The sequence below is a fragment of the Streptomyces sp. 6N223 genome (genome assembly GCF_052246635.1).
Lineage (GTDB): Bacteria > Actinomycetota > Actinomycetes > Streptomycetales > Streptomycetaceae > Streptomyces.
The window spans coordinates 1-20,218 of the sequence record NZ_JBQQCA010000064.1; the positions used below are offsets into that span (position 1 = coordinate 1).

Sequence of the window (20,218 nt, forward strand, 5' to 3'; positions counted from 1 at the left end):
CTTCCCTGGGACCGGGGCTCCCCCCCCTTTGGGAGAAGCACCCCCCTCCCCCGGGCCGTCTCCGTGTCAGGGCACGGTCAGGGGGAGGTCAGCGCGCGGCAAGCGCGGTCCGTGAGCCTCGTCGGTGAGGCTCTATGCTTCGAGGGGCGACGGCGTCCGTGGGGGCCGTCCCCATCCGCCGTTCGCACGCCGACACGCCAGGAGTGATCCCCATGAGCGCTGTGACCCCCGCCGGAGGCGACGCCGGAGCCGCGCGCACCTGGCCCGAGGTGCTGACCGCGCTGCTCGACGGGCGGGACCTGAGCGCCGCGGACTCGGCCTGGGCGATGGACCAGATCATGAGCGGCGAGGCCACGGACGCGCAGATCGCGGCGTTCGCGGTCGCGCTGCGCGCCAAGGGCGAGACGGTGGAGGAGGTCGGCGGCCTGGTACGCAGCATGTACCAGCACGCCAACACCATCGAGGTGCCCGGGCCGACGGTGGACGTCGTGGGCACGGGCGGCGACCGCGCCAAGACGGTGAACATCTCCACCATGGCGGCCATCGTGGTCGCCGGCACCGGCGCGCGGGTCGTCAAGCACGGCAACCGGGCGGCGTCCAGCGCCTCCGGCGCCTCGGACGTGCTGGAGAAGCTCGGCGTCAACCTGGAGCTCACCCCGGAGCGGGTCGCCGAGGTGGCGATGGAGGCCGGGATCAGCTTCTGCTTCGCGGTGAAGTTCCACCCGGCGATGCGGCACGTGGCCTCGATGCGATCGCAGGTGGGCATCCCCACGGTCTTCAACTTCCTCGGCCCGCTGACCAACCCCGCCCGGGTGCGGGCCCAGGCGACGGGCGTCGCCAACGCCCGGATGGCCCCGATCATGGCGGGCGTGCTGGCCGAGCGCGGCACCTCCGCGCTGGTCTTCCGCGGCGACGACGGCCTCGACGAGCTGACGACGACGGCCACGTCCACGGTGTGGATCGTCCGCGACGGCAAGGTCACGGAGGAGTCCTTCGACCCGCGCTCGGTCGGCCTGGACCTGGTCGAGGTGGAGGCACTGCGCGGCGCGGACGCGGCACACAACGCCGACGTGGCCCGCCGCGTCCTGGACGGCGAGCCGGGCCCCGTGCGCGAGGCGGTCCTGCTGAACGCCGCCGCCGCGCTCGTCGCCCTGTCCCCGCGCGAGGCCCCCCTGGCCGACCAACTCGCGTCCGGCATGAAGAAGGCCGCCACGTCCATCGACTCCGGCGCGGCCAAGGACACCCTGGACCGCTGGGTGGCGGCCAGCAACGCATAGCGCCTGCGGCGCGCTCCACCACCCGCCCGGCACGGCCGGTCGGCGATCCCGGGGGCTTCGCCCCCGGGCCCCGGGCGCTGCCGTCGGCTCGGGGCTCCGCCCCGCCCCCCGGCTCCTGGCTTGTCAGCGACTCGGCTCGGAGGAACCTCGGCCGGTGCCCAGTCGGGTCGGGGCTTCGCCCCGGGCCCCGGCCGGGCGTGGGGCCCGGCCCTGGGTTCCGGAGGGCTCTGGTTGGTCGGCGATTCGGTCTGGGGGCCGCGCTGAAAGGGGTCGAGCCCTCGGCGCCGCCGTGGGGTCGGGGCTCCGCCCCGGGTCCACGCTGGACGAGGGGCTTGGCCCGGTCCCCAGCTGGGTGGGAGCTCGGCTCCGGTTCTGGGCTCCTGGTTGGTGGGCGATTCGGTTTGGGGCCGCGGGCGGGAAGAGTTGAGGCCTGGTGCGTCGTGGGGTCGGGGCTTGGCCCCCGGGCCCGGGCTGGGTGGGGACTCGGCTCCTGAGGTTCCGGACTCCTCGCCGGGGTCGGCGATTCGGTCTGGGGGCCGCGGGCGGGAAGAGCTGAGGCCCGGCGCCGTCGTGGGCCGGGGGCGTCCCGGGCCCCGGCTCCCAGGTGCCGGCGAGGCGTCCCGGCCCGGGGCCGGGGTCCCACGGCGGGGGCGGACCTGGGGCCGGGCGCTCGGCGTGGCGTGCGTGGCCGGGCGTTGCCGAGGTCTCCACGGAGCGGGGCCCGGGGCGGAGCCCCGGGGGCGCGCCGTCGGCGGCCGCTCGCCGTGCGCAGGCGTGGCCCGACCGCCGGAGGCCTATGCGTCGAGGCCGATGGCGAACGCCGCCTCCAGGTCATGTTGGGAGTAGGCGCGGAAGGCGACGTGCGTCTCGGTGGACTCGACGCCGACGACCTTGCTCAGGCGGCCGGGGATGACCTCCGCCAGCTCCTCGTGGCGCCGCACCCGCACGATGGCGATGAGGTCGTGAGGGCCGGTCACCGAGTAGACTTCGCTGACCCCCGGCAATGAGGCGATCTCCTCCGCGACGTCCGGGACGCGGTCCACGCTGGTCTTGATGAGCACGATCGAAGTGATCACCTACGGGCCTCTTCTTCCTGTCGTGCGTTTGCCCGGGCGTCACCGGCACGCCGTAGGAGCGTTGGACGCCGTACGCGGCACACCTTAGCCCCCCGACCCTGGCGTGCCACCAGCGGCACGGCAGACGCGGCGGGTACCAGGTCGTAGGGTGACACTGGAGAGCGCTCACCGCATGCGCGGGGCGCGAGCACGGAACGTACTCGGAAAGTAGGCGAGACCCATGGCGGACGGTGCCCGCGGTGATGGATCCCACTGATGACGACGCGGCCACCGGCGGCGCGGCGCCAGACCAGCCAGACCAGCAAGAGCAGCCCGACCGGCCCGACGACGGAGAGAGCCTGGACCGGCCGCTCCCGGAGCGCGTCAGGCACCGCGTGATCACGCTGGCCAGCGACTCCTTCGCGGGCCTGACCGTGTCCGAACTGCCGCCGCCGCTGCGCCAGTACGCTCGCTTCACGCCGTCCCGCCGGATGCGGTTCGGCGGCAGCGCCATGGCCGCCGCGCTGGAGAACGACCCCGTCTTCCGGCAGCGCGTGGCCGCCCGGCTCAGTGCCGCCGAGCCGGAGCTCGCCGAGGCCGTGGAGCGCGGCGCCCCGCCCCCCGCCGCCGACCCCGTGGCGGTGGCCGCCGCGGCCTTCGTGCTGCGGCCCCAGGGCTGGGCCAAGCTGGTCGCCGCCGCCGGCGAGGAGGCCGGGCGCGCGCAGGCGGAGCGCGAGCGCGAGGAGCGCGAGCGGGAACTGGCGCGGCTGCGCGAGGAGCTGGACCAGGCGCGCGCCGCCGCCCGCTCCGAGAACGAGCGGCTGCGCTCGGAGCTGGAGACGGCCCGCAAGGAGGCCGACGCCGTCCACCGCAAGCTGCGCGCCGCCCACAGCGACGTGCGCCGCGGCGAGGCGTCGCTGCGCAAGCTTCGCGCCGAACTGGAGGAGCTGCGCGCCGAGTTCGCCGCCGCCCGCGCCCAGGCCGAGGGCGAGGCGCGGCGTTTGAGAGCGCGTCTCGCGGAGGCGGAGTCGGCGTTGGAGGCCAGCCGCAAGGCGGTCCGGGAGGGCCGTGGCATCGAGGACATGCGGCTGCGGCTGCTGCTCGATACCGTGCTGGACGCCGCCCAGGGGCTGCGCCGCGAGCTGGCGCTGCCGCCCGCCCGGCTGCGGCCCGCGCAGACCGTGGAGGCGGTCGAGCCGAGCGGCGTCAGCCCGCAGGAGGTGGCCCACCGTGCCCTCGCCGAGGACGACCCCGCCCTGCTCGACCAGCTGTTGGCGCTGCCCCAGGCCCACCTCGTGGTGGACGGCTACAACGTGACCAAGACCGGCTATCCCACGATGCCGCTGGAGAAGCAGCGCCTGCGGCTGCTGGGCGGCCTGGCCGTGCTCGCCGCCCAGACCGGTGCCGAGATGACGTGCGTCTTCGACGGCGCGGAGCTGGCCGCGCCGGTGATGCTGGCCGCGCCGCGCGGCGTGCGGGTGCTGTTCAGCCGGCCGGGCCAGACCGCCGACGAGCTCATCCGGCGTCTGGTGCGGGCCGAACCGCCGGGCCGTCCGGTGGTCGTGGTCTCCTCCGACCGCGAGGTCGCCGACTCGGTCGCCCGCTCCGGCGCACGCCCCGTCGCCTCCGCCCTGCTCCTCAGACGCCTCTCCCGAACGTAACCGGACATGGCGGCTGTTGTCCCAACTCGCCCGTCCTGACCCGTCTTCGAGGTCAATGGTGTGCGATGTCATCCACGCATGGTGCCGTTGCTGTCGCAACCAGTGTGAGGTAAGTAAAAAATAACGGTAGGGATTTGTACGAGCTAAACCTCCCTCGCTAGTGTCTGGCGTCGAACCTTCACGCGGTCGATCACCCACCGGGGGTGACCGTGGAGGTACCGCCTGGTCCCCCCTTCACCCGGCAGGCGGCTGAGGAAGAAGGAGACCACCTCCGTGGGGTCCCACCGTCGTCCCAAGCAGCCAAGCCGCGCCCGCATCGGCTTCTTCGGCGCAACCGCCGCCGCCACCGTCGCCATCACGACCCAGGGCGCCCAGGCCGAACCCGAGCCCACCATCGAAGAGGTGCAGGAGGACGTCGACCGGCTGTACGAGGAGGCGGAGGCCGCCACCGAGGAGTACAACGCCGCCAAGGAGGACGAGGAGGAGCTCCAGGAGGAGATCGAGGAGCTCCAGGACTCCACCGCCCGCGGCCAGGACGAGCTCAACGCGCTGCGCGGCAGCCTCGGTTCCGCCGCCTCGGCCCAGTACCGCACCGGCGGCATCGACCCCTCCGTCCAGCTGTTCCTCTCCTCCGACCCCGACGCCTACCTCGACCAGGCCTCCACCCTCGACCAGGTCAGCGGACGCCAGGCCGAGACGCTGCGCACCGTTGAGAGCCAGCAGCGCTCCCTGGACCAGCAGCGCGAGGAGGCCACCGAGAAGCTCGCGGAGCTGGAGGACCTGCGCGAGCGGCTGGAGGAGCAGAAGGACACCATCCAGCAGAAGCTGAACGACGCTCAGGACCTGCTCAACCAGCTCACCGAGGAGCAGCAGGCCGCCCTGGAGGCCCAGGAGGCGGCCGAGGCGCAGGAGGCCGCCGAGGCCGCGCAGGACGTGAATCTCGACGGCGCCTCCACCTACGGCGCGACCGCCCTGGCCTACGCCCAGGGCATGCTCGGCGTTCCGTATGTCTGGGGCGGGACCACTCCGAGCGGCTTCGACTGCTCGGGGCTGACCTCCTGGGCCTACAGCCAGGCCGGTGTCTCCCTGCCACGCACCTCGGCGGAACAGGCCTATGCCGGCTCCCAGATCGGCTACGACCAACTCCAGCCCGGCGACCTGGTGTTCTTCTACGACGACCTGCACCACGTGGGCCTCTACGCCGGCAACGGTCAGGTCATCCACGCCCCCAAGCCCGGCGACGTGGTGGAGTACATCGACATCGACTACATGCCGTTCATGTGGGGCATCCGCGTCGGCTGACACGGCCGAGCGTCCTGCCCCCTCCTCCCCGAGACCCTGGCGGCCTGGGAAGTGCCTCCACGGACGGGCCCCGAGGGAGCCCGTCCGGGTGATTCCGGGGAGTCGCACTTCGCCCACGCGCCCCGCGTGACCTGCGGCTGCGCCGACGCCGCGGCGACGGTGGCCTCCCCCCTCCGCTACTCAGCGCTTCCATCCCGCTACATTCTGCTCCCCTCAGGACCCCACCGGGACTCCACCGAAGGGAGCGCCGCTCCACGTGGTCTGCCATCGCCGTCCTCGACCGGCCCACGCCCTGACGGGCCGGACGCTGACCGCCCGGGTCGCCGTGCTGTCCGTGAGCGCCGCGACCGCCACCACGGCGGCCGTCGCCCTCACCGCAGTGCCGGTGCTCGCCGAGCCCAGCGACCCTCCGCCCCCCGACACCAGCGCCGAGGCGGCGGCCGACGTGGACCGGCTCTTCGCCAAGGCCGAGCGGGCGGTTGAGGCGTTCAACGCCACCGCCGAACGCGTCGAGGACCTCCGGGCCGAGGCCGAACGCCGCCAGCACCGCGTCGCCCAGGGCCAGCAGGCCGTCAACGAACAGCGGCGCACCCTCGGCACCGCCGCCGCCGCCCAGTACCGCGCCGGCGGCGTCGACCCCTCGCTCGCCCTCATGCTCTCCACCGACCCCGACGGCTACCTCGACCGCGCGGCCACCCTCGACCGCGTCGGCGACCGGCAGTCGGGCACCCTGCGGGAGCTGCTGGCCGCCCAGCGCACCCTGGAGCGGCGGCGTACCGAGGCCCAGGGCGTGCTCGCCGAACTCACCGAGGAACACGACCGGCTGGCCCGCGACAAGCGCACCGCCCAGCGCCGCCTGGCCGCCGCCCAGCGCCGCTACAACCGGCTCACCGCCGAGGAGCGCGAGGCGCGCGAACGCCGCGAACGCCGCGCCCGGCTCGCCGCCGCCCAGCCCCTGTCCACGGCGGCGGACGCGGGCGGGGCAGGCGCCGTCCCGTCCTCCGCCCGCGCCGCCACCGCCGTGGCCGCCGCCCGCGGCGCGGTGGGCGCCCCGTACGCCTGGGGCCAGGCGGGCCCCGACGCCTTCGACTGCTCCGGGCTGGTGCAGTGGGCCTACGCGCAGGCGGGAGTGGCGTTGCCCCGCACCTCCCAGGGGCAGGCCGCCGCCGGGCGCCCCGTGCCCCACGGCCGGGCCAGACCCGGCGACATCGTGGTCTACCGCGCCGACGCCAGCCACGTCGCGATCTACGTCGGGGGCGGCCAGATCGTGCACGCCCCCTACCCGGGCGCCGAGGTGCGCTACGACCCCGTCGGCGTCATGCCGGTCGCCTCCGTCGTCAGGCCCTGAACGCGGCCCGGCCCCCTCCGGGCGTCAGCCGATAGGGTCGGAGGCGATGCGTAAGACGTTGATCGTGACCAATGACTTCCCGCCCCGCCCGGGAGGCATCCAGCTCTTCCTGCACGAGGTGGCGCGGCGCCTCGACCCCCGGCGGGTCGTGGTCTACGCCTCCACCTGGAAGCACGACGCCGAGGGCCGCGCCGCCACCGCGCGCTTCGACGCCGAGCAGCCCTTCACCGTCGTCCGCGACCGCACCACCATGCTGCTGCCCACGCCGCGCGTCCGCCGCCGCGCCACCGCCCTGCTGAGGGAACACGGCTGCACCGCCGTCTGGTTCGGCGCCGCCGCCCCGCTCGGGCTGCTCGCCCCCGCGCTGCGCGCCGCCGGCGCCGAGCGCCTCGTCGCCACCACCCACGGCCACGAGTCCGGCTGGGCCCGGCTCCCCGCCGCCCGCCGGCTCCTGCGCCGCATCGGCGAGCACACCGACACCATCACCTACCTCGGCGAGTACCACCGCGCCCGCATCGCCCGCGGCCTCACCCCCGAGGCCGCCGCCCGCATGGTGCAACTCACCCCCGGCGTCGACGAGAAGACCTTCCACCCCGACTCCGGCGGCACGGCCGTGCGCGCCGCCCTCGGCCTGACCGACCGCCCCGTCGTGGTCTGCGTCTCCCGCCTCGTGCCCCGCAAGGGCCAGGACACCCTGATCCGCGCCATGCCCCGGGTGCTGGCCGCCGAGCCCAACGCCGTGCTGCTGATCGTCGGCGGCGGCCCGTACCGCTCCGCGCTGGAGAAGCTCGCGGCCGAGACCGGCGTCGCCGACGCGGTGCGCTTCACCGGCGAGGTGCCCTGGGAGGACCTGCCCGCCCACTACGGCGCCGGCGACGTCTTCGCCATGCCCTGCCGCACCCGGCGCGGCGGTCTCGACGTGGAGGGCCTCGGCATCGTCTACCTGGAGGCCTCCGCCACCGGCCTGCCCGTCGTCGGCGGCGACTCCGGCGGCGCCCCCGACGCGGTGCTCGACGGCGAGACAGGCTGGGTCGTGCGCGGCGCGGCCGACACCGCGCCCGCCGAGACCGCCGAACGCCTCGTCGCCCTGCTCGGCGACGCCGGGCTGCGCCGCCGCATGGGCGAGCGGGGCCGGGCCTGGGTCGAGGAGCGCTGGCGCTGGGACCTGATCGCGGAGCGGCTGCGCTCGCTGCTGTAGCCTCCGGCGTAGCCCCCGCGCGAGAGCGCCTCGCGGGGCAGCGGACGGCATGACAACTCAAGGAGCCACGGCGATGGCGGAACACACCAGGTCGAGCATCACCATCGAAGCCACCCCGGCTGAGGTCATGGCGGTGATCGCTGACTTCGGCCGCTACCCGGAGTGGACGGGCGAGGTGAAGGAGGCCGAGGTGCTCGCCGCCGACGCCTCCGGCCGCGCCCAGCAGGTGCGGCTGCTGCTGGACGCCGGCGCCATCAGGGACGAGCACACCCTCGCCTACGAGTGGTCGGGCGAGAGGGAGGTGAGCTGGTCGCTGGTGAAGTCCAAGATGCTGCGGGCGCTGAACGGCACCTACCGCCTGGACCCCGTGGCGGGCGGCAAGCAGACCGAGGTCACCTATCAGCTCACCGTCGACGTCAAGATCCCGATGCTCGGCACCATCAAGCGCAAGGCGGAGAAGGTCATCATCGAACGGGCCCTGGACGGGCTGAAGAAGCGCGTGGAGAGCGAGAGCGCGGGCGGACAGTGAACGCCGGTCAGGGCGGTCACGCCGGTAACGCCGGTCATCCCGGGCACGCGTCCGGGCCGCGCACCCTCTTCGTCACCGGCCCCGGCGGCGACGGCGCCACCACCATCGCCGCCGCGACCGCGCTCGCCGCCTCCCGCCAGGGCCAGGCCACGCTGCTGCTGAGCGCCGCCCCGCCGGAGCGGCTGGCCGCGCTGCTCGGCGCCGAGCCGCCCGCCTGGCCCGACGCCCCCGCCGAGGCCGGCGCGCTGGGGGCCTGGGCCGCCCGCGTCGACGCGGGCCGGGCGTTCCGCGAGAGCGTCCTCGGCCTCCAGCGGCGCGTACGCCCCGCGCTGGACGCCCTGGGGGCGGAGGCGTTCGACGACGACGAGCTGACGGAGCTGCCCGGCGCCCCGGCGCTCGCGCTGCTCCGGGCGCTGCGCGCGGCGCACGCCTCGGGCCGCTGGGAGCTGCTGGTGATCGACCTGCCGCCCGCCACCGAGGCGTTGCGGCTGCTGGCGCTGCCCGAGCAGCTGCGCCGCTACCTGCGCAGGCTCCTGCCGCCGGAACGCCTCACCGCCCGCGCGCTGCGCCCGCTGCTGGCCCAGCTCGCCGGGGTGCCGGTGCCCGTGCCCGGCCTCTTCGACGCCACTGACCGGTGGGACGCCGAACTCGCCGAGGCGCAGCGGATCATCGAGGCGCCCACCACCTCGGTGCGGCTGGTCCTCGACCCCGCCACGTCCCGCTCCCTGGCCGCCGCCCGCGCCGCACGCGCCGGGATCGCCCTCCAGGGCCTGGCCCTGGACGCCGTCATCGCCAACCGGATGCTGCCCGACCCCGGAACCAGCCCCTGGCTCGCCGCCCTCGCCGGACGCCAGCGCGCCGCGCTGCGCGAGTTCGCCGACGCCACCGGCCTCGCCGGGCCGCGCCTCAACCACCTCCACCACGCGCCGCACCTGGGCCAGGACCCGGACGCGGCCGCCCTGCCCGAGCTGGCCGTGCCTCCCCCGGCGGCCACGCCCCCATTGCCGGGGGGACCCCCACTGCCCGCCCCCGCCGCCGCGCTGCGCGACGAGCCCGTCCTGGAGGACCGCCTCGCCGAGGACGGCCTCCTCGTCTGGCGGCTGCCGCTGCCCGGCGCCACCCGCGACGCCCTCGGCCTGGTGCGGCGCGGCGACGAACTCGTCGTCACCATCGGCCCGTTCCGCCGCATGCTGCCGCTGCCCGCCGCGCTGCGCCGCTGCGAGGTGACCGGCGCCGCGCTGGGCGAGAACGGCGTCCTCGCCGTCCGCTTCAAGCCCGACCCCGACCAGTGGCCCCGCCAGGGGCCCGCCGGGACCTGACCGGCGTCCGCCCGGTTCCGGTAACGTCGACAGACGATCGCCACGTTCGTCAGGAGGTCCGCCGGTGAGCGACGCAACCGATCCCGATGCCTGGGCCACGGCCTGTCAGGAGGACCTCGCCGCCGAGCAGGCCCGCCGCCAGGAGCGCTACGGCGCCCCGCCCCTCGACCCCGCCCAGGAGCTGCGCCGCCTCGCCGACGCCGTCACCGAGCAGATCGGCCGGATCGGCGCGGGCTTCGGGCTGGGCACGGCCCCGCTGGCCTCGCAGGCCAGGGCCGCCCTGGAGCCGGTGATCGAGCGGAACACCGAGGTCTTCCGGCACCTGGCCGCCGCCGGGCAGGAACTGCTGGCGGCCTACCGCTCGGCGGTGGAGGACCACGAGCGGAGCTGGGCGCGGCCCGCCGACGGGCGGCCCGGCAGCGAACTCCCCCCGCCGCGGCGTACGGAGAAGCCCGAGGGCGACGAGGGGGCCGACGGCCCGGAGGACGAGCCGGACGGCCCGGCCGGTCCGCAGCGCATCGACCTGGACTGAACCCCGTGCCCCCGCCCCGCCTCCGGTAACGTGGGTCGGCGGCGGGGCTCGACCGAGTTGACTGAGGGACATATGGGACTGACCATCGGCGTCGATATCGGCGGTACGAAGATCGCGGCCGGCGTGGTCGACGAAGACGGCGCGATCCTCGACACCCGTCAGGTGGCGACCCCGCCGACCCCCGAGGGCGTCGTGGAGGCGATCGCCGACGCGATCCGCTCCGTCGGCCAGGGCACCTCCGCCGAGGCCGTCGGCATCGGCGCGGCCGGGTACGTGGACGACAAGCGCGCCACCGTGCTCTTCGCGCCCAACATCAACTGGCGGCACGAGACGCTGAAGGACAAGATCGAGCAGCGGGTCAGCCTGTCCGTCGTCGTCGAGAACGACGCGAACGCCGCCGCCTGGGGCGAGTACCGCTTCGGCGCCGGCGTCGGCCACGACGACGTCGTCTGCATCACGCTCGGCACCGGGCTCGGCGGCGGCATCATCATCGGCGGGCGGCTGCACCGCGGCCGGTTCGGCGTGGCCGGGGAGTTCGGCCACATCCGCGTGGTGCCCGACGGCCTGCTGTGCGGCTGCGGCAGCCAGGGCTGCTGGGAGCAGTACGCCTCCGGCCGCGCCCTGGTCCGCTACGCCCGGCAGCGCGCCACCGCCACCCCCGACGCGGCCGGCGTGCTGCTCGCCCTCGGCAACGGCAGCCCCGAGGGCATCGAGGGCAAGCACGTCAGCCAGGCCGCGCGCCAGGGCGACCCGGTGGCCATCGACTCCTTCCGCGAGCTGGCCCGCTGGGCGGGCGCCGGACTGGCCGACCTGGCCTCGCTCTTCGACCCCTCGGCGTTCATCGTCGGCGGCGGCGTCTCCGACGAGGGCGACCTGGTGCTGGAGCCCATCCGCAAGTCCTTCCGGCGCTGGCTGGTCGGCAGCCGGTACCGCCCCCACGCCCAGGTGGTCGCCGCCCAGCTCGGCGGCCGCGCCGGACTGGTCGGCGCCGCGGACCTGGCCCGTCAGGGCTGACGACGCGGTGCGGCTGCGCCTGCTGAGCTACAACATCCGCTCCATGCGCGACGACACGGCGGCGCTGGCCCGGGTCATCCGGGCCTGCGCCCCCGACGTGCTGTGCGTGCAGGAGGCCCCGCGCTTCTTCCGCTGGCGCCAGCACGCCGCCCGGCTCGGCCGGGCCACGGGCCTGACGTACGTCAGCGGCGGCGCCCCCTCCTGCGGCACGATGATCATGTCCACGCTGCGCCCGGCCGTCGAACACGCCGAGGACGTGACCTTCCCCCTCACGCGCGGGCTGCACCGCCGTGGCCTGGCCATGGCGGTGCTGCGCTTCGGCAGTGGGGGTCCCCCCGGCAATGGGGGCGTAGCGGCCGGGGGAGGCGCGGACGCGGCGCGGCTGGGCGTGATCAGCTGCCACCTGAGCCTGCAGCGGGCGGAGCGGTACGAGCAGGGGCGGCTGCTGCTGCGCCACCTGGACGCGCTCGGCGCGCCGGCGGCGGTGGTCGCGGGCGACATCAACGAACGCCCCGGGGGCCGGACGTTCCGGATGCTCGCCGGCCGCCTCACGGACGCCTGGGCGGCGGCGCCGGAGGGCGGGGAGTTCACGTCCACGGCGAGCGAGCCGCACCAGCGGATCGACGCGGTGTTCTGCACGCCGTCGGTCGAGGTGGTGGGGTGCGGGGTGCCTGCGGCGCTCCCCGGACTGGACCCGGCCGACCTGCGCCGCGCCACGGATCACCTGCCGGTGCTGGCCACGCTCCGCGTGTAGCCGGGGGCTCCGCCCCCGGACCCCCGGCCGCCCACACCCCGGCACCCACCCGGGGTGGAATGCGGTCAGCGCTGTTCCGTGACCGTCAGCTCGCCCGCCGCGTAGCGGGCCCTCAGCAGCTTCTTGTCGAACTTCCCGACGCTCGTCTTCGGCACCGCCTCGATCCGCGCCCACCGCTCCGGCAGCTGCCAGCGCGGCACCCGCTCCGCCAGGAACGCCCGCAGCTCGGCCCAGTCCACCGGCCGCTCCGCGTCGGCCGCGACGACCGCCGCCAGCGGGCGTTCCCCCCACGTCTCGTCCGGCACGGCGATGACCGCCGCCTCGGCCACGCCGGGGTGGCTCATCAGGTGGTTCTCCAGCGCCACCGAGGAGATCCACTCGCCGCCCGACTTGATGACGTCCTTGGCCCGGTCCGTCAGCGTCAGGTAGCCGTCGGGCGAGACCGTGCCCACGTCCCCGGTGCGCAGCCAGCCGTCCGGGCTGAACTTGTCCTCCGGGCGCTGCGGCCCCGCGCCCGCCCCGCCGTGGTACGCGGCGGCGATCCACGGCCCGCGCACCTCCAGCTCCCCGGCCGCCTCGCCGTCCCACGGCAGGATCTCGCCGCCCGGCCCCGCCAGCCGCGCCTCGACGCCACAGGTGAAGCGCCCCTGGGTGAGGCGGTAGGGCCACTCCTCCCCCGCCGTGAGCCCGGCCGGCGGCCGGCAGTAGGTGCCCAGCGGGGAGGTCTCGGTCATGCCCCAGGCGTGGTGCACGGTCACGCCGTGCCGCTCCTCGAACGCCCGCATCAGGGACTCCGGGCAGGCCGCGCCGCCGATCGAGACGCGGGTGAGGGAGGAGATGTCGCGCGGGTGCTCGGTGAGTTCGGCGAGCAGGCCCTGCCAGATGGTGGGGACGGCGGCGGCGTGCGTGGGCCGGATCGTCTCGATCATGTCGGCCAGCGGGCCGGGCTGGAGGTGGCGGTCGGGCATCAGCAGGCCGGCCCCGGACATCAGCGCCGCGTGCGGCAGGCCCCAGGCGTTGACGTGGAACATCGGCACCACCGGCATGCTCACGTCGGCGACGGTCAGGCCGAACGCCTCGGCCATGTTGACCTGCATGGAGTGCAGGTAGATCGAACGGTGGGAGTACACCACGCCCTTGGGGTCGCCGGTGGTGCCGGAGGTGTAGCACAGGGCGGCGGCGGCGCGTTCGTCGAGCGCGGGCCAGTCGAACGCCGCCGGGCGGCCGTCGATCAGCTCCTCGTAGGCGTGCACCGCCGGGCCGGGGCGGTCGCCGAGCGCGTCGGCGTCGCCCGCGCCGACCACCACCACGTGCTCGACCGTCTTCAGCGAGGGCAGCAGCCGGGCGAGCAGCGGCAGCAGCGAGCCGTCGACCAGGACGACCCGGTCGGCGGCGTGGTTGACGATCCAGGAGAGCTGGTCGTGCGGCAGCCGCAGGTTGAGGGTGTGCAGCACGGCGCCCATGGACGGGATGCCGAAGTACGCCTCCAGGTGCTCGGCGTTGTTCCACATCAGGGTGGCGACGCGGTCGCCGGGGGCGACGCCGAGCTCGTCGCGGAGCGCGTGGGCCAGCCGGGCCGCGCGGGCCCCGGTCTCGGCGTAGTCGCGCCGCCGCGCCCGGCCCTCCTCCGTCCAGGTGACGACCTGGGAGCGGGCGTGAACCGTGGAGCCGTGGGTGAGGATGCGGCTCACCAGTAGCGGAACGTCCTGCATCGTGCCAAGCAACCGGGCCTCCCGAGGCGACTCGACCGGGTGACGCGTCCGTGACGCGAGGTTGCCGGGGAGTCTGGCATCGACGCGCGGCTGTGACCAGACCAGAGCGGCTAGACGACGGCGCCCCTGCCCGGGTCGGGCCACTCGTCGTCATCGTCGTTCCGCATCCGCGCCACCAGCGTGCCGAAGCCGCCGAGGAAGCCCCCGATGCCCAGGGTGGCGAGCCACCACGTCATCTCGAACTGCAGCAGCACCGCGCCGATCAGCAGCAGCGGCCCGCCGAGCACCGCCACCCACGCCAGCTTGGTGGTGAGGTCGGTCTGCGGCAGCGGCGGCGGCTCGGGCGGGACGAAGTGGCCCTCGTCCTCGTCCTCGGCCGCCTCCCAGTCGCGCGGGCCGGCCATCGGGCCGAGGGGCTCGCCGAGGTCGCCGCCCACCGCGTCGGCGTCGTTGACCGGGCCGAGCCGGTCCGTCTGCTCGGCCTCATCACCAGCCCGGTCCTCCCCGTCCGTCCGGTCCACCGTGTCGGTGAGGTCGAGTTCCTCCGCCCGCGGCCACACGCCCGGCGGATCCGCGGGCTCGTCGCCGTATCCGGCGACGATCTCGGCCCACGCGGCCTCCTCGTCGATCGGGTCACGGCCCTCGCCGCGCTCGGGGTCACGTTCCGTCACGAGCCAGTCTTCCTTGTCGCCCTTGTCGCCAGCCGGGTGATGAAGGCGTCCGCCTCCTGAAAGATACGCTCGGCGTCGTGGTCCAGGGTGGCCACGTGATAGCTGTCCTCCAGCACCCGCTCGGTCACGTCGGCCGAACCCGTCGAGGCCAGCACCAGGGCCGAGTCCGACGTCGGCACCACGTGGTCCACGCGGCTGGTCAGGACCAGCAGGGGCTGCGTCACGCGCGGCAGGTCGGCGCGGACCAGCGCCAGCAGCTGCCGCATCGCGTACGCCCCGTGCAGCGAGACCCGGTCGTAGCCGGCCTCGCGCCGGCCCGGCTTGGCGATGTCCGAGGTGATGCCCCTCACGCTGGGGAGGACGTACCGCAGCGGGCCCAGGGCGTATCCCTGCCAGCGGGGGAAGGTCAGCGCCGGGTTGACCACCACGACGCCGTCGACGGCCGGGCCGTGCCGGGCGGCCAGGCGCAGCGCGAGCGCGCCGCCCATCGACAGGCCGCAGACGACGACCCGCTCGCAGCGCCCGGTCAGCTCGCGCAGCTCGCGCTCGACCGTGGCGTACCAGTCCTGCCAGCCGGTGTGCCGCATGTCCTGCCAGCGCGTGCCGTGCCCCGGCAGCAGCGGCAGCGAGACGGTCAGGCCCTGGCCCGCCAGGTGCTCGGCCCACGGGCGCAGCGACTGCGGGCACCCGGTGAAGCCGTGGCACAGCAGAACGCCGGTGTCCGAACCCTGGTGGGCGAAGGGCTCGGCCCCGGGGAGAAGCGGCACGACGAGGCTCCCGGTTCGGTCATGGATGGGCGGCAGGTGTGATGCGGGTGTGTGGCGACGGGGTGCCTGTCAGCCTACGCGGGCCGTAAGGTCGGCGGGTAGCCCGCGCCCGGCGACCATCGGGTGCTGCCGGAGAGTGAAACTCCGGGTTAGGGTCGGGCAGGGAACGGGGCACAGGAGGTCGTGGGTGCTGTACGGGGCGCTGAAGGTTTCCGTCGGGGCGGGGCTGAAGCTGGCCTTCCGCCCGTGGGTGGAGGGCAAGGAGCACGTGCCCGCCACCGGGCCGGCGATCCTGGCCAGCAATCACCTGTCGTTCTCCGACTCCTTCTTCCTGCCGGCCGTGCTGGACCGCCGGGTCACCTTCATCGCCAAGGCGGAGTACTTCACCTCCCCGGGGGTCAAGGGCCGGCTCACGGCGGCGTTCTTCCGGGGCGTGGGCCAGCTGCCGGTGGACCGCTCGGGCGCGCGCGGCGCGGGCGAGGCGGCGATCCAGAGCGGTATCGCGGTGCTGGAGCGGGGGGAGCTGTTCGGGATCTACCCCGAGGGCACGCGCTCGCCCGACGGCCGCCTCTACCGGGGCAGGCCGGGCGGCCTCGCGCGCATCGCGCTGGCGACGGGGGCGCCCGTGCTGCCCGTCGCGATGATCGACACCGAGAAGATCCAGCCGCCGGGGAAGATCGTGCCGAAGCTGATGCGGCCGGGCATCCGGATCGGCGAGCCGCTGGACTTCAGCCGGTACCAGGGCATGGAGGCGGATCGTTTCATCCTGCGGTCGATCACCGACGAGGTGATGTACGCCATCATGAAGCTCTCCGGGCAGGAGTACGTGGACATCTACGCCACCGTCGCCAAGCGCGCGATCGCCGAGGAGGCGAAGCAGCGGGCGGATGCGGATGCGGAGGCCAAGGGGGCCGAGGAGCAGGGGAAGCCGAAGAAGCCGGCGGCCTGAGGGGAGTGGGGGCGTGACCACGGCGGGGGAGCGGAGCACCGGCGTGTCCGCGCTGGAGGCACCGATGTGGCGGGCGCTCGCCGGCTACCGGGTGCTGACCGCCGGCTACGCCGTCCTTCTCTTCGGCCTGAACTACGGCGAATTCCAGCGCCCCGCGATCGGCGTCTGCTACCTGACCGGGCTGGTGGCATGGACGCTGGCCACCCTGCGCCGCGTCTCCTCCAACGAGCGCTGCACCCCGCGCTTCCTCGCCGCCGACCTCACCATCGGCGTGGCCGGGATCCTGCTGAGTATCCCCACCGACCCGGGGGACACGGTCAGCCCCACGCTGCCGTCGATCTGGATGGCCGGCTCGGTGCTGGCCGTCGCCCTCAAGGGCGGCTGGCGGTGGGCCGCCGGCGCCTCGGTGCTGGTCGGCGTCGCCAACCTCGTCCAGGACGACGACCACTTCTCCCGCGGCACCCTGCACAACGTGCTGCTGGTCTGCGTGGCCAGCATCGCCATCGGCTACGTGGTCGAGCTGGCCCGGGCAAGCGAGCGGACCCTCGCCAGGGCGTTGCGCATCGAGGCCGCGACCCGCGAGCGGGAGCGGCTGGCGCGGGACATCCACGACAGCGTGCTGCAGGTGCTGGCGATGGTGCAGCGGCGGGGCGCGGCGATCGGCGGCGAGGCCGCGGAGCTGGGGCGGCTGGCCGGGGAGCAGGAGCGGGCGCTGCGCTCCCTGGTCGCGGGCGGGCCGTCGGCGCGGCCGGCGGCCGGCCATGGCGTGGCGGGGGAGGCGTTCGGGGGCAGCGGCGCGGAACCGGATGGGCCCGCCGGGCCGGACGGCACGGAGGTGACGGACCTCGGGACGCTGCTGGCGCTCGCGGCCCAGCGGGGCGCGGGCCGGCCGGGCGCGGGCCGGCAGCGCGAGACGGCCGACGGCCGGGCGCGGGTCAGCTACGCCGGCCCGCCGGGCCCCGTGCCGCTGCCCGCCGACGCCGCCCGGGAGATCACGGCGGCGGTCGGCGCCGCCCTGGACAACGTGCGCCGCCACGCCGTCGGACCCTCGGGCGAGCCCGCCAACGCCTGGATCCTGCTGGAGGACGAGCCGGACGCCGTGCTGGTCACGGTGCGCGACGACGGCCCCGGCATCCCGGCCGGCCGGCTGGCCCGCGCCGAGGCCGAGGGGCGGCTCGGCGTCTCCCTCTCCATACGGGGGCGGCTGGCGGGCCTGGGCGGCAGCGCGGAATGGGTATCGGTCCCCGGGCAGGGCACCGAGGTGGAGCTGCGGCTGCCCAAGGGAGTCAACAAGTGAGTGAGCGATGAGTGAGCAACCGGTGACGGTGATGGTGGTCGACGACCACCCGATGTGGCGGGACGCGGTCGCCCGCGACCTGACCGAGGCCGGGTTCGCGGTGGTGGCCACGGCCGGGGACGGCCCGCAGGCGGTGCGCCGCGCCCGGGCGGCCCGGCCGGACGTGCTGGTGCTGGACCTGAACCTGCCGGGCATGCCCGGGGCTGAGGTGTGCCGCCGGCTCGCCGGGGAGGGCGAGGGTCCCGGGCCCCGGGTGCTGGTGCTGTCCGCCAGCGGCGAGCAGGAGGACGTGCTGGAGGCGGTGAAGGCCGGCGCCACCGGGTATCTGGTGAAGTCCGCCAGCGCCCGGGAGCTGGTCGAGGCGGTCCACCGCACGGCGGCGGGCGACCCCGTCTTCACCCCCGGGCTGGCCGGCCTGGTGCTGGGGGAGTACCGCAGGCTGGCGGTGGCGGCCACCGCCCCGCCGGACGAACGCGGCGGGCCCGAGGTGCCGCGCCTGACCGAGCGGGAGACGGAGGTGCTGCGGCTGGTGGCCAAGGGCCTGACCTACCGCCAGATCGCCGACCGCCTCGTCATCTCCCACCGCACCGTGCAGAACCACGTCCAGAACACCCTCGGCAAGCTCCAGCTCCACAACCGGGCGGAGCTGGTGCGTTACGCCATCGAGCGCGGCCTGGACGACGACGGCGGCGGCCCGTAGGGGGCGTCGAGCCCGGCCAGCAGCTCGCCGACGACCGCCGGGCCGTCGAGCGTCAGCACCGACTCCGGATGGAACTGCACCCCGGCGAGTCCAGGGCCGCGCAGCGCGTGCACCGCGCCGGTGGCGGCGTCGCGGCTCACCTCCACGCCGCGCCGGGCGAGCGCCGCGGCGGCCTCGTCGTCGCAGCGGGCGGCGTAGGAGCTGTAGAAGCCGACGGTCTCGGGGCGGCCGAAGAAGTCGATCCGCTCCTGGGCGCCCTGGTAGGGCCGGTCCTTGCGCACCAGCGGCAGGCCCAGCTCGGCGGCGATCAGCTCATGGCCCAGGCACACGCCGAGCACGCCGCGCGGGCTCGCGGGCCGGGCCGCAGGCACACCGGCGGCGGCTTCGGCCGGCAGCCCACGCGCCGGCCCGTGCAGCGCTCCCGTCGCCGGGTCCGTCGCGTCGGCGTGGCGGCCCAGCGGCGCGGCACCGGCCAGTGGCTCGCCTTCTCTCCCGAGGGGGGGCTGGGGGGCCAAGCCCTCCAGGAGCGCGGTCGCCAGCTCCCGCAGGGCCCGCATCTTCGGGTCCGCCCCGTCCGCGGGGTCGCCGGGCCCCGGGCCCAGGACGACCGGGCCCTCGTGCGCGAGGGCCCGGTCCCGCACGCCGGGCGCGTCGTACCGCACGACCTCCACGGCGCGCCTGCCCGAGCGCAGCAGATGGGCGAGCATCGAGGTGAAGGTGTCCTCGCCGTCGATCACCAGGACCGGCGGGTGCTGCTCCAAGCCCGCCGCAGGCGTCTGCATCCGCAGCCAGAACGGCGCCAGGCTCTCGCGTCGCGCCGCCAGCGCCGCCCGCACCCGGGGGTCGGCGGCCAGCCGCGGCCGGGCGCGCTCCCCGGCCGGCCGCCCCGGGCGTACGCCGAGAGCGGCGAGCACCGCGCCCGCCTTGGCGTGGGTCTCGGCGACCTCGGCGGCCGGGTCGGAGCCGCGCACCAGCGTCGCCCCGACCCGGACCCGCAGCCGTCCGGTGGCCAGGTCGATGTCGGCGGTGCGGATGAGGATCGGGGAGTCCAGGAACTGCGCGCCGCCCGCGTCGCGGCCCAGCAGCGCCAGCGCGCCGGAGTAGTAGCCCCGGCCGCCGCGCTCGTGGCGGGCGATGACGCGGCAGGCGTTCTCCAGCGGGCTGCCGGTCACGGTCGCGGCGAACATCGTCTCGCGCAGCACCTCGCGCACATCCAGCGTGCTGCGGCCGCGCAGCTCGTACTCCGTGTGCGCCAGGTGCGTCATCTCCACCAGCCGGGGCCCGACGACGACGCCGCCACGGTCGCCGACGGCGCACATCATCTTCAGTTCCTCGTCGACGACCATCGACAGCTCCTCGGTCTCCTTCGCGTCGTCGAGGAACGCCAGCAGCCCCTCCGCGCCCGGGCCCTCGGGCGGGTAGCGGTAGGTGCCGCTGATGGGGTTCATCACGACCGTGCCGCCGCTCATCCGCACGTGCGCCTCGGGGCTGGCGCCCAGCAGCACGCGCTCGCCGGTCCAGACCAGGAAGGTCCAGTACGCCCCGCGCTCGGCGGCCAGCAGGCGGCGGAAGAGGGCGAGGGCGTGGGCGCGGCCGAAGCCGTCGACGCGGCCGGTGAAGGCGCGGCTGATCACGAAGTTGGCGCCCTGCCCGGCGCCGATCTCCCGCTCGACGACGGCGCGGACCATCGCGGCGTAGTCGTCGTCGCCGATGTCGAACCCGCCGCCGGCGACGGCGACATCGGGGCTCGGCAGTGCCGCCAGCGCCGTCAGCACCTCCTCCAGCGGCAGTTCGTGGGACTCCTCGGGCAGCAGCACGGCCAGCGGGGTGCCGTCGTCGGCCGCCACGAAGCCGCGCTCGGCGAGCTGCCGGTAGGGCACCAGCGCGAGGGCCCGCTCCGCGAGGGGGATGTCGGCGAGGCGGGCGACCTGGGTGACCGGGCCGGTGAGCAGCTCCACCAGGCCCGGGTCGTGGCCGGGGGTGCGGCGGCGCAGCAGGGCGAACGGGGCGTCGGCGTCGAGCAGGCGCCGCAGGCGCGACAGGGTCAGGGACGGGGAGAGGGGTTCGGACATGGGCGGTCCTTCCGTGGTGTGGGGGAGGGACCGGCCCGGCAGGAGTTCCGCACGACGAAGG

Annotated in this window: 18 protein-coding genes; 13 read left to right on the top strand and 5 right to left on the bottom strand. The window is 75.4% G+C overall.

Annotated elements, in window-relative coordinates; genetic code table 11:
- The first annotated feature begins 212 nt into the window (after positions 1 to 212).
- Complete coding sequence (trpD, locus tag ACTWQH_RS28330) at positions 213 to 1,277, top strand: anthranilate phosphoribosyltransferase (protein WP_443289625.1); 1,065 nt, start codon at positions 213 to 215, stop codon at positions 1,275 to 1,277.
- 794 nt (positions 1,278 to 2,071) lie between these two features.
- Here trpD and ACTWQH_RS28335 read toward each other — a convergent pair.
- Positions 2,072 to 2,353: an Lrp/AsnC ligand binding domain-containing protein gene (locus ACTWQH_RS28335; protein ID WP_443289626.1), complete on the bottom strand. Its 282-nt coding sequence runs from the start codon at positions 2,351 to 2,353 to the stop codon at positions 2,072 to 2,074.
- 242 nt (positions 2,354 to 2,595) lie between these two features.
- Here ACTWQH_RS28335 and ACTWQH_RS28340 point away from each other — a divergent pair, with 242 nt between their 5' ends.
- The 9 genes from ACTWQH_RS28340 (at position 2,596) to ACTWQH_RS28380 (ending at position 11,989) form a co-directional block, all read left to right on the top strand.
- Positions 2,596 to 3,993, top strand: coding sequence for an NYN domain-containing protein (locus ACTWQH_RS28340; protein WP_443289627.1), 1,398 nt, complete (start codon positions 2,596 to 2,598; stop codon positions 3,991 to 3,993).
- A gap of 273 nt (positions 3,994 to 4,266) precedes the next feature.
- Positions 4,267 to 5,295, top strand: coding sequence for an NlpC/P60 family protein (locus tag ACTWQH_RS28345; protein WP_443289628.1), 1,029 nt, complete (start codon positions 4,267 to 4,269; stop codon positions 5,293 to 5,295).
- A gap of 256 nt (positions 5,296 to 5,551) precedes the next feature.
- On the top strand, positions 5,552 to 6,643 hold the full coding sequence (locus tag ACTWQH_RS28350; RefSeq protein WP_443289629.1) for an NlpC/P60 family protein: 1,092 nt from the start codon (positions 5,552 to 5,554) through the stop codon (positions 6,641 to 6,643).
- A 46-nt stretch (positions 6,644 to 6,689) separates the two neighbouring features.
- On the top strand, positions 6,690 to 7,841 hold the full coding sequence (locus tag ACTWQH_RS28355; RefSeq protein WP_443289630.1) for a glycosyltransferase family 4 protein: 1,152 nt from the start codon (positions 6,690 to 6,692) through the stop codon (positions 7,839 to 7,841).
- A 73-nt stretch (positions 7,842 to 7,914) separates the two neighbouring features.
- On the top strand, positions 7,915 to 8,370 hold the full coding sequence (locus ACTWQH_RS28360; protein ID WP_443289631.1) for an SRPBCC family protein: 456 nt from the start codon (positions 7,915 to 7,917) through the stop codon (positions 8,368 to 8,370).
- Entirely contained in the window at positions 8,367 to 9,689 is a 1,323-nt protein-coding gene (locus ACTWQH_RS28365) for an ArsA family ATPase (RefSeq protein ID WP_443289632.1), read from the top strand. Before ACTWQH_RS28360 ends, ACTWQH_RS28365 begins: the two co-directional genes overlap by 4 nt.
- A gap of 64 nt (positions 9,690 to 9,753) precedes the next feature.
- Positions 9,754 to 10,221, top strand: a complete 468-nt coding sequence (locus ACTWQH_RS28370) for a DUF5304 family protein (protein WP_443289633.1) — start codon at positions 9,754 to 9,756, stop codon at positions 10,219 to 10,221.
- Between the two features lie 72 nt (positions 10,222 to 10,293).
- A complete protein-coding gene (locus tag ACTWQH_RS28375; RefSeq protein ID WP_443289634.1) occupies positions 10,294 to 11,235 on the top strand; it encodes an ROK family glucokinase in 942 nt (313 codons plus the stop codon).
- A 43-nt stretch (positions 11,236 to 11,278) separates the two neighbouring features.
- Positions 11,279 to 11,989: an endonuclease/exonuclease/phosphatase family protein gene (locus ACTWQH_RS28380; protein WP_443289660.1), complete on the top strand. Its 711-nt coding sequence runs from the start codon at positions 11,279 to 11,281 to the stop codon at positions 11,987 to 11,989.
- 65 nt (positions 11,990 to 12,054) lie between these two features.
- On the opposite strand, the gene ACTWQH_RS28385 is transcribed toward ACTWQH_RS28380, so the two are convergent.
- The 3 genes from ACTWQH_RS28385 to ACTWQH_RS28395 form a co-directional block, all read right to left on the bottom strand.
- Complete coding sequence (locus ACTWQH_RS28385) at positions 12,055 to 13,701, bottom strand: long-chain fatty acid--CoA ligase (protein ID WP_443289635.1); 1,647 nt, start codon at positions 13,699 to 13,701, stop codon at positions 12,055 to 12,057.
- A gap of 110 nt (positions 13,702 to 13,811) precedes the next feature.
- A complete protein-coding gene (locus ACTWQH_RS28390; protein WP_443289636.1) occupies positions 13,812 to 14,372 on the bottom strand; it encodes a hypothetical protein in 561 nt (186 codons plus the stop codon).
- Positions 14,369 to 15,139, bottom strand: coding sequence for an alpha/beta hydrolase (locus ACTWQH_RS28395; protein ID WP_443289637.1), 771 nt, complete (start codon positions 15,137 to 15,139; stop codon positions 14,369 to 14,371). Before ACTWQH_RS28395 ends, ACTWQH_RS28390 begins: the two co-directional genes overlap by 4 nt.
- A gap of 187 nt (positions 15,140 to 15,326) precedes the next feature.
- On the opposite strand from ACTWQH_RS28395, the gene ACTWQH_RS28400 reads away from it, so the two are divergent.
- From ACTWQH_RS28400 to ACTWQH_RS28410, 3 genes are read left to right on the top strand one after another with little or no spacing between them, the layout of a single operon-like run.
- Positions 15,327 to 16,088 carry a lysophospholipid acyltransferase family protein gene (locus ACTWQH_RS28400; RefSeq protein WP_443289638.1) on the top strand — a complete coding sequence of 254 codons (762 nt, stop codon included), beginning with the start codon at positions 15,327 to 15,329 and terminating at the stop codon, positions 16,086 to 16,088.
- Between the two features lie 13 nt (positions 16,089 to 16,101).
- Positions 16,102 to 17,385, top strand: a complete 1,284-nt coding sequence (macS, locus tag ACTWQH_RS28405; protein WP_443289639.1) for a MacS family sensor histidine kinase — start codon at positions 16,102 to 16,104, stop codon at positions 17,383 to 17,385.
- 7 nt (positions 17,386 to 17,392) lie between these two features.
- On the top strand, positions 17,393 to 18,085 hold the full coding sequence (locus ACTWQH_RS28410; RefSeq protein WP_443289640.1) for a response regulator: 693 nt from the start codon (positions 17,393 to 17,395) through the stop codon (positions 18,083 to 18,085).
- Here the strand turns inward: ACTWQH_RS28410 and ACTWQH_RS28415 are convergent.
- Positions 18,040 to 20,157 (bottom strand): anthranilate synthase family protein, encoded by a 2,118-nt coding sequence (locus tag ACTWQH_RS28415; protein ID WP_443289641.1) that lies wholly within the window; start codon positions 20,155 to 20,157, stop codon positions 18,040 to 18,042. The two genes, ACTWQH_RS28410 and ACTWQH_RS28415, sit on opposite strands and share 46 nt — an antisense overlap.
- Positions 20,158 to 20,218 lie beyond the last annotated feature (61 nt).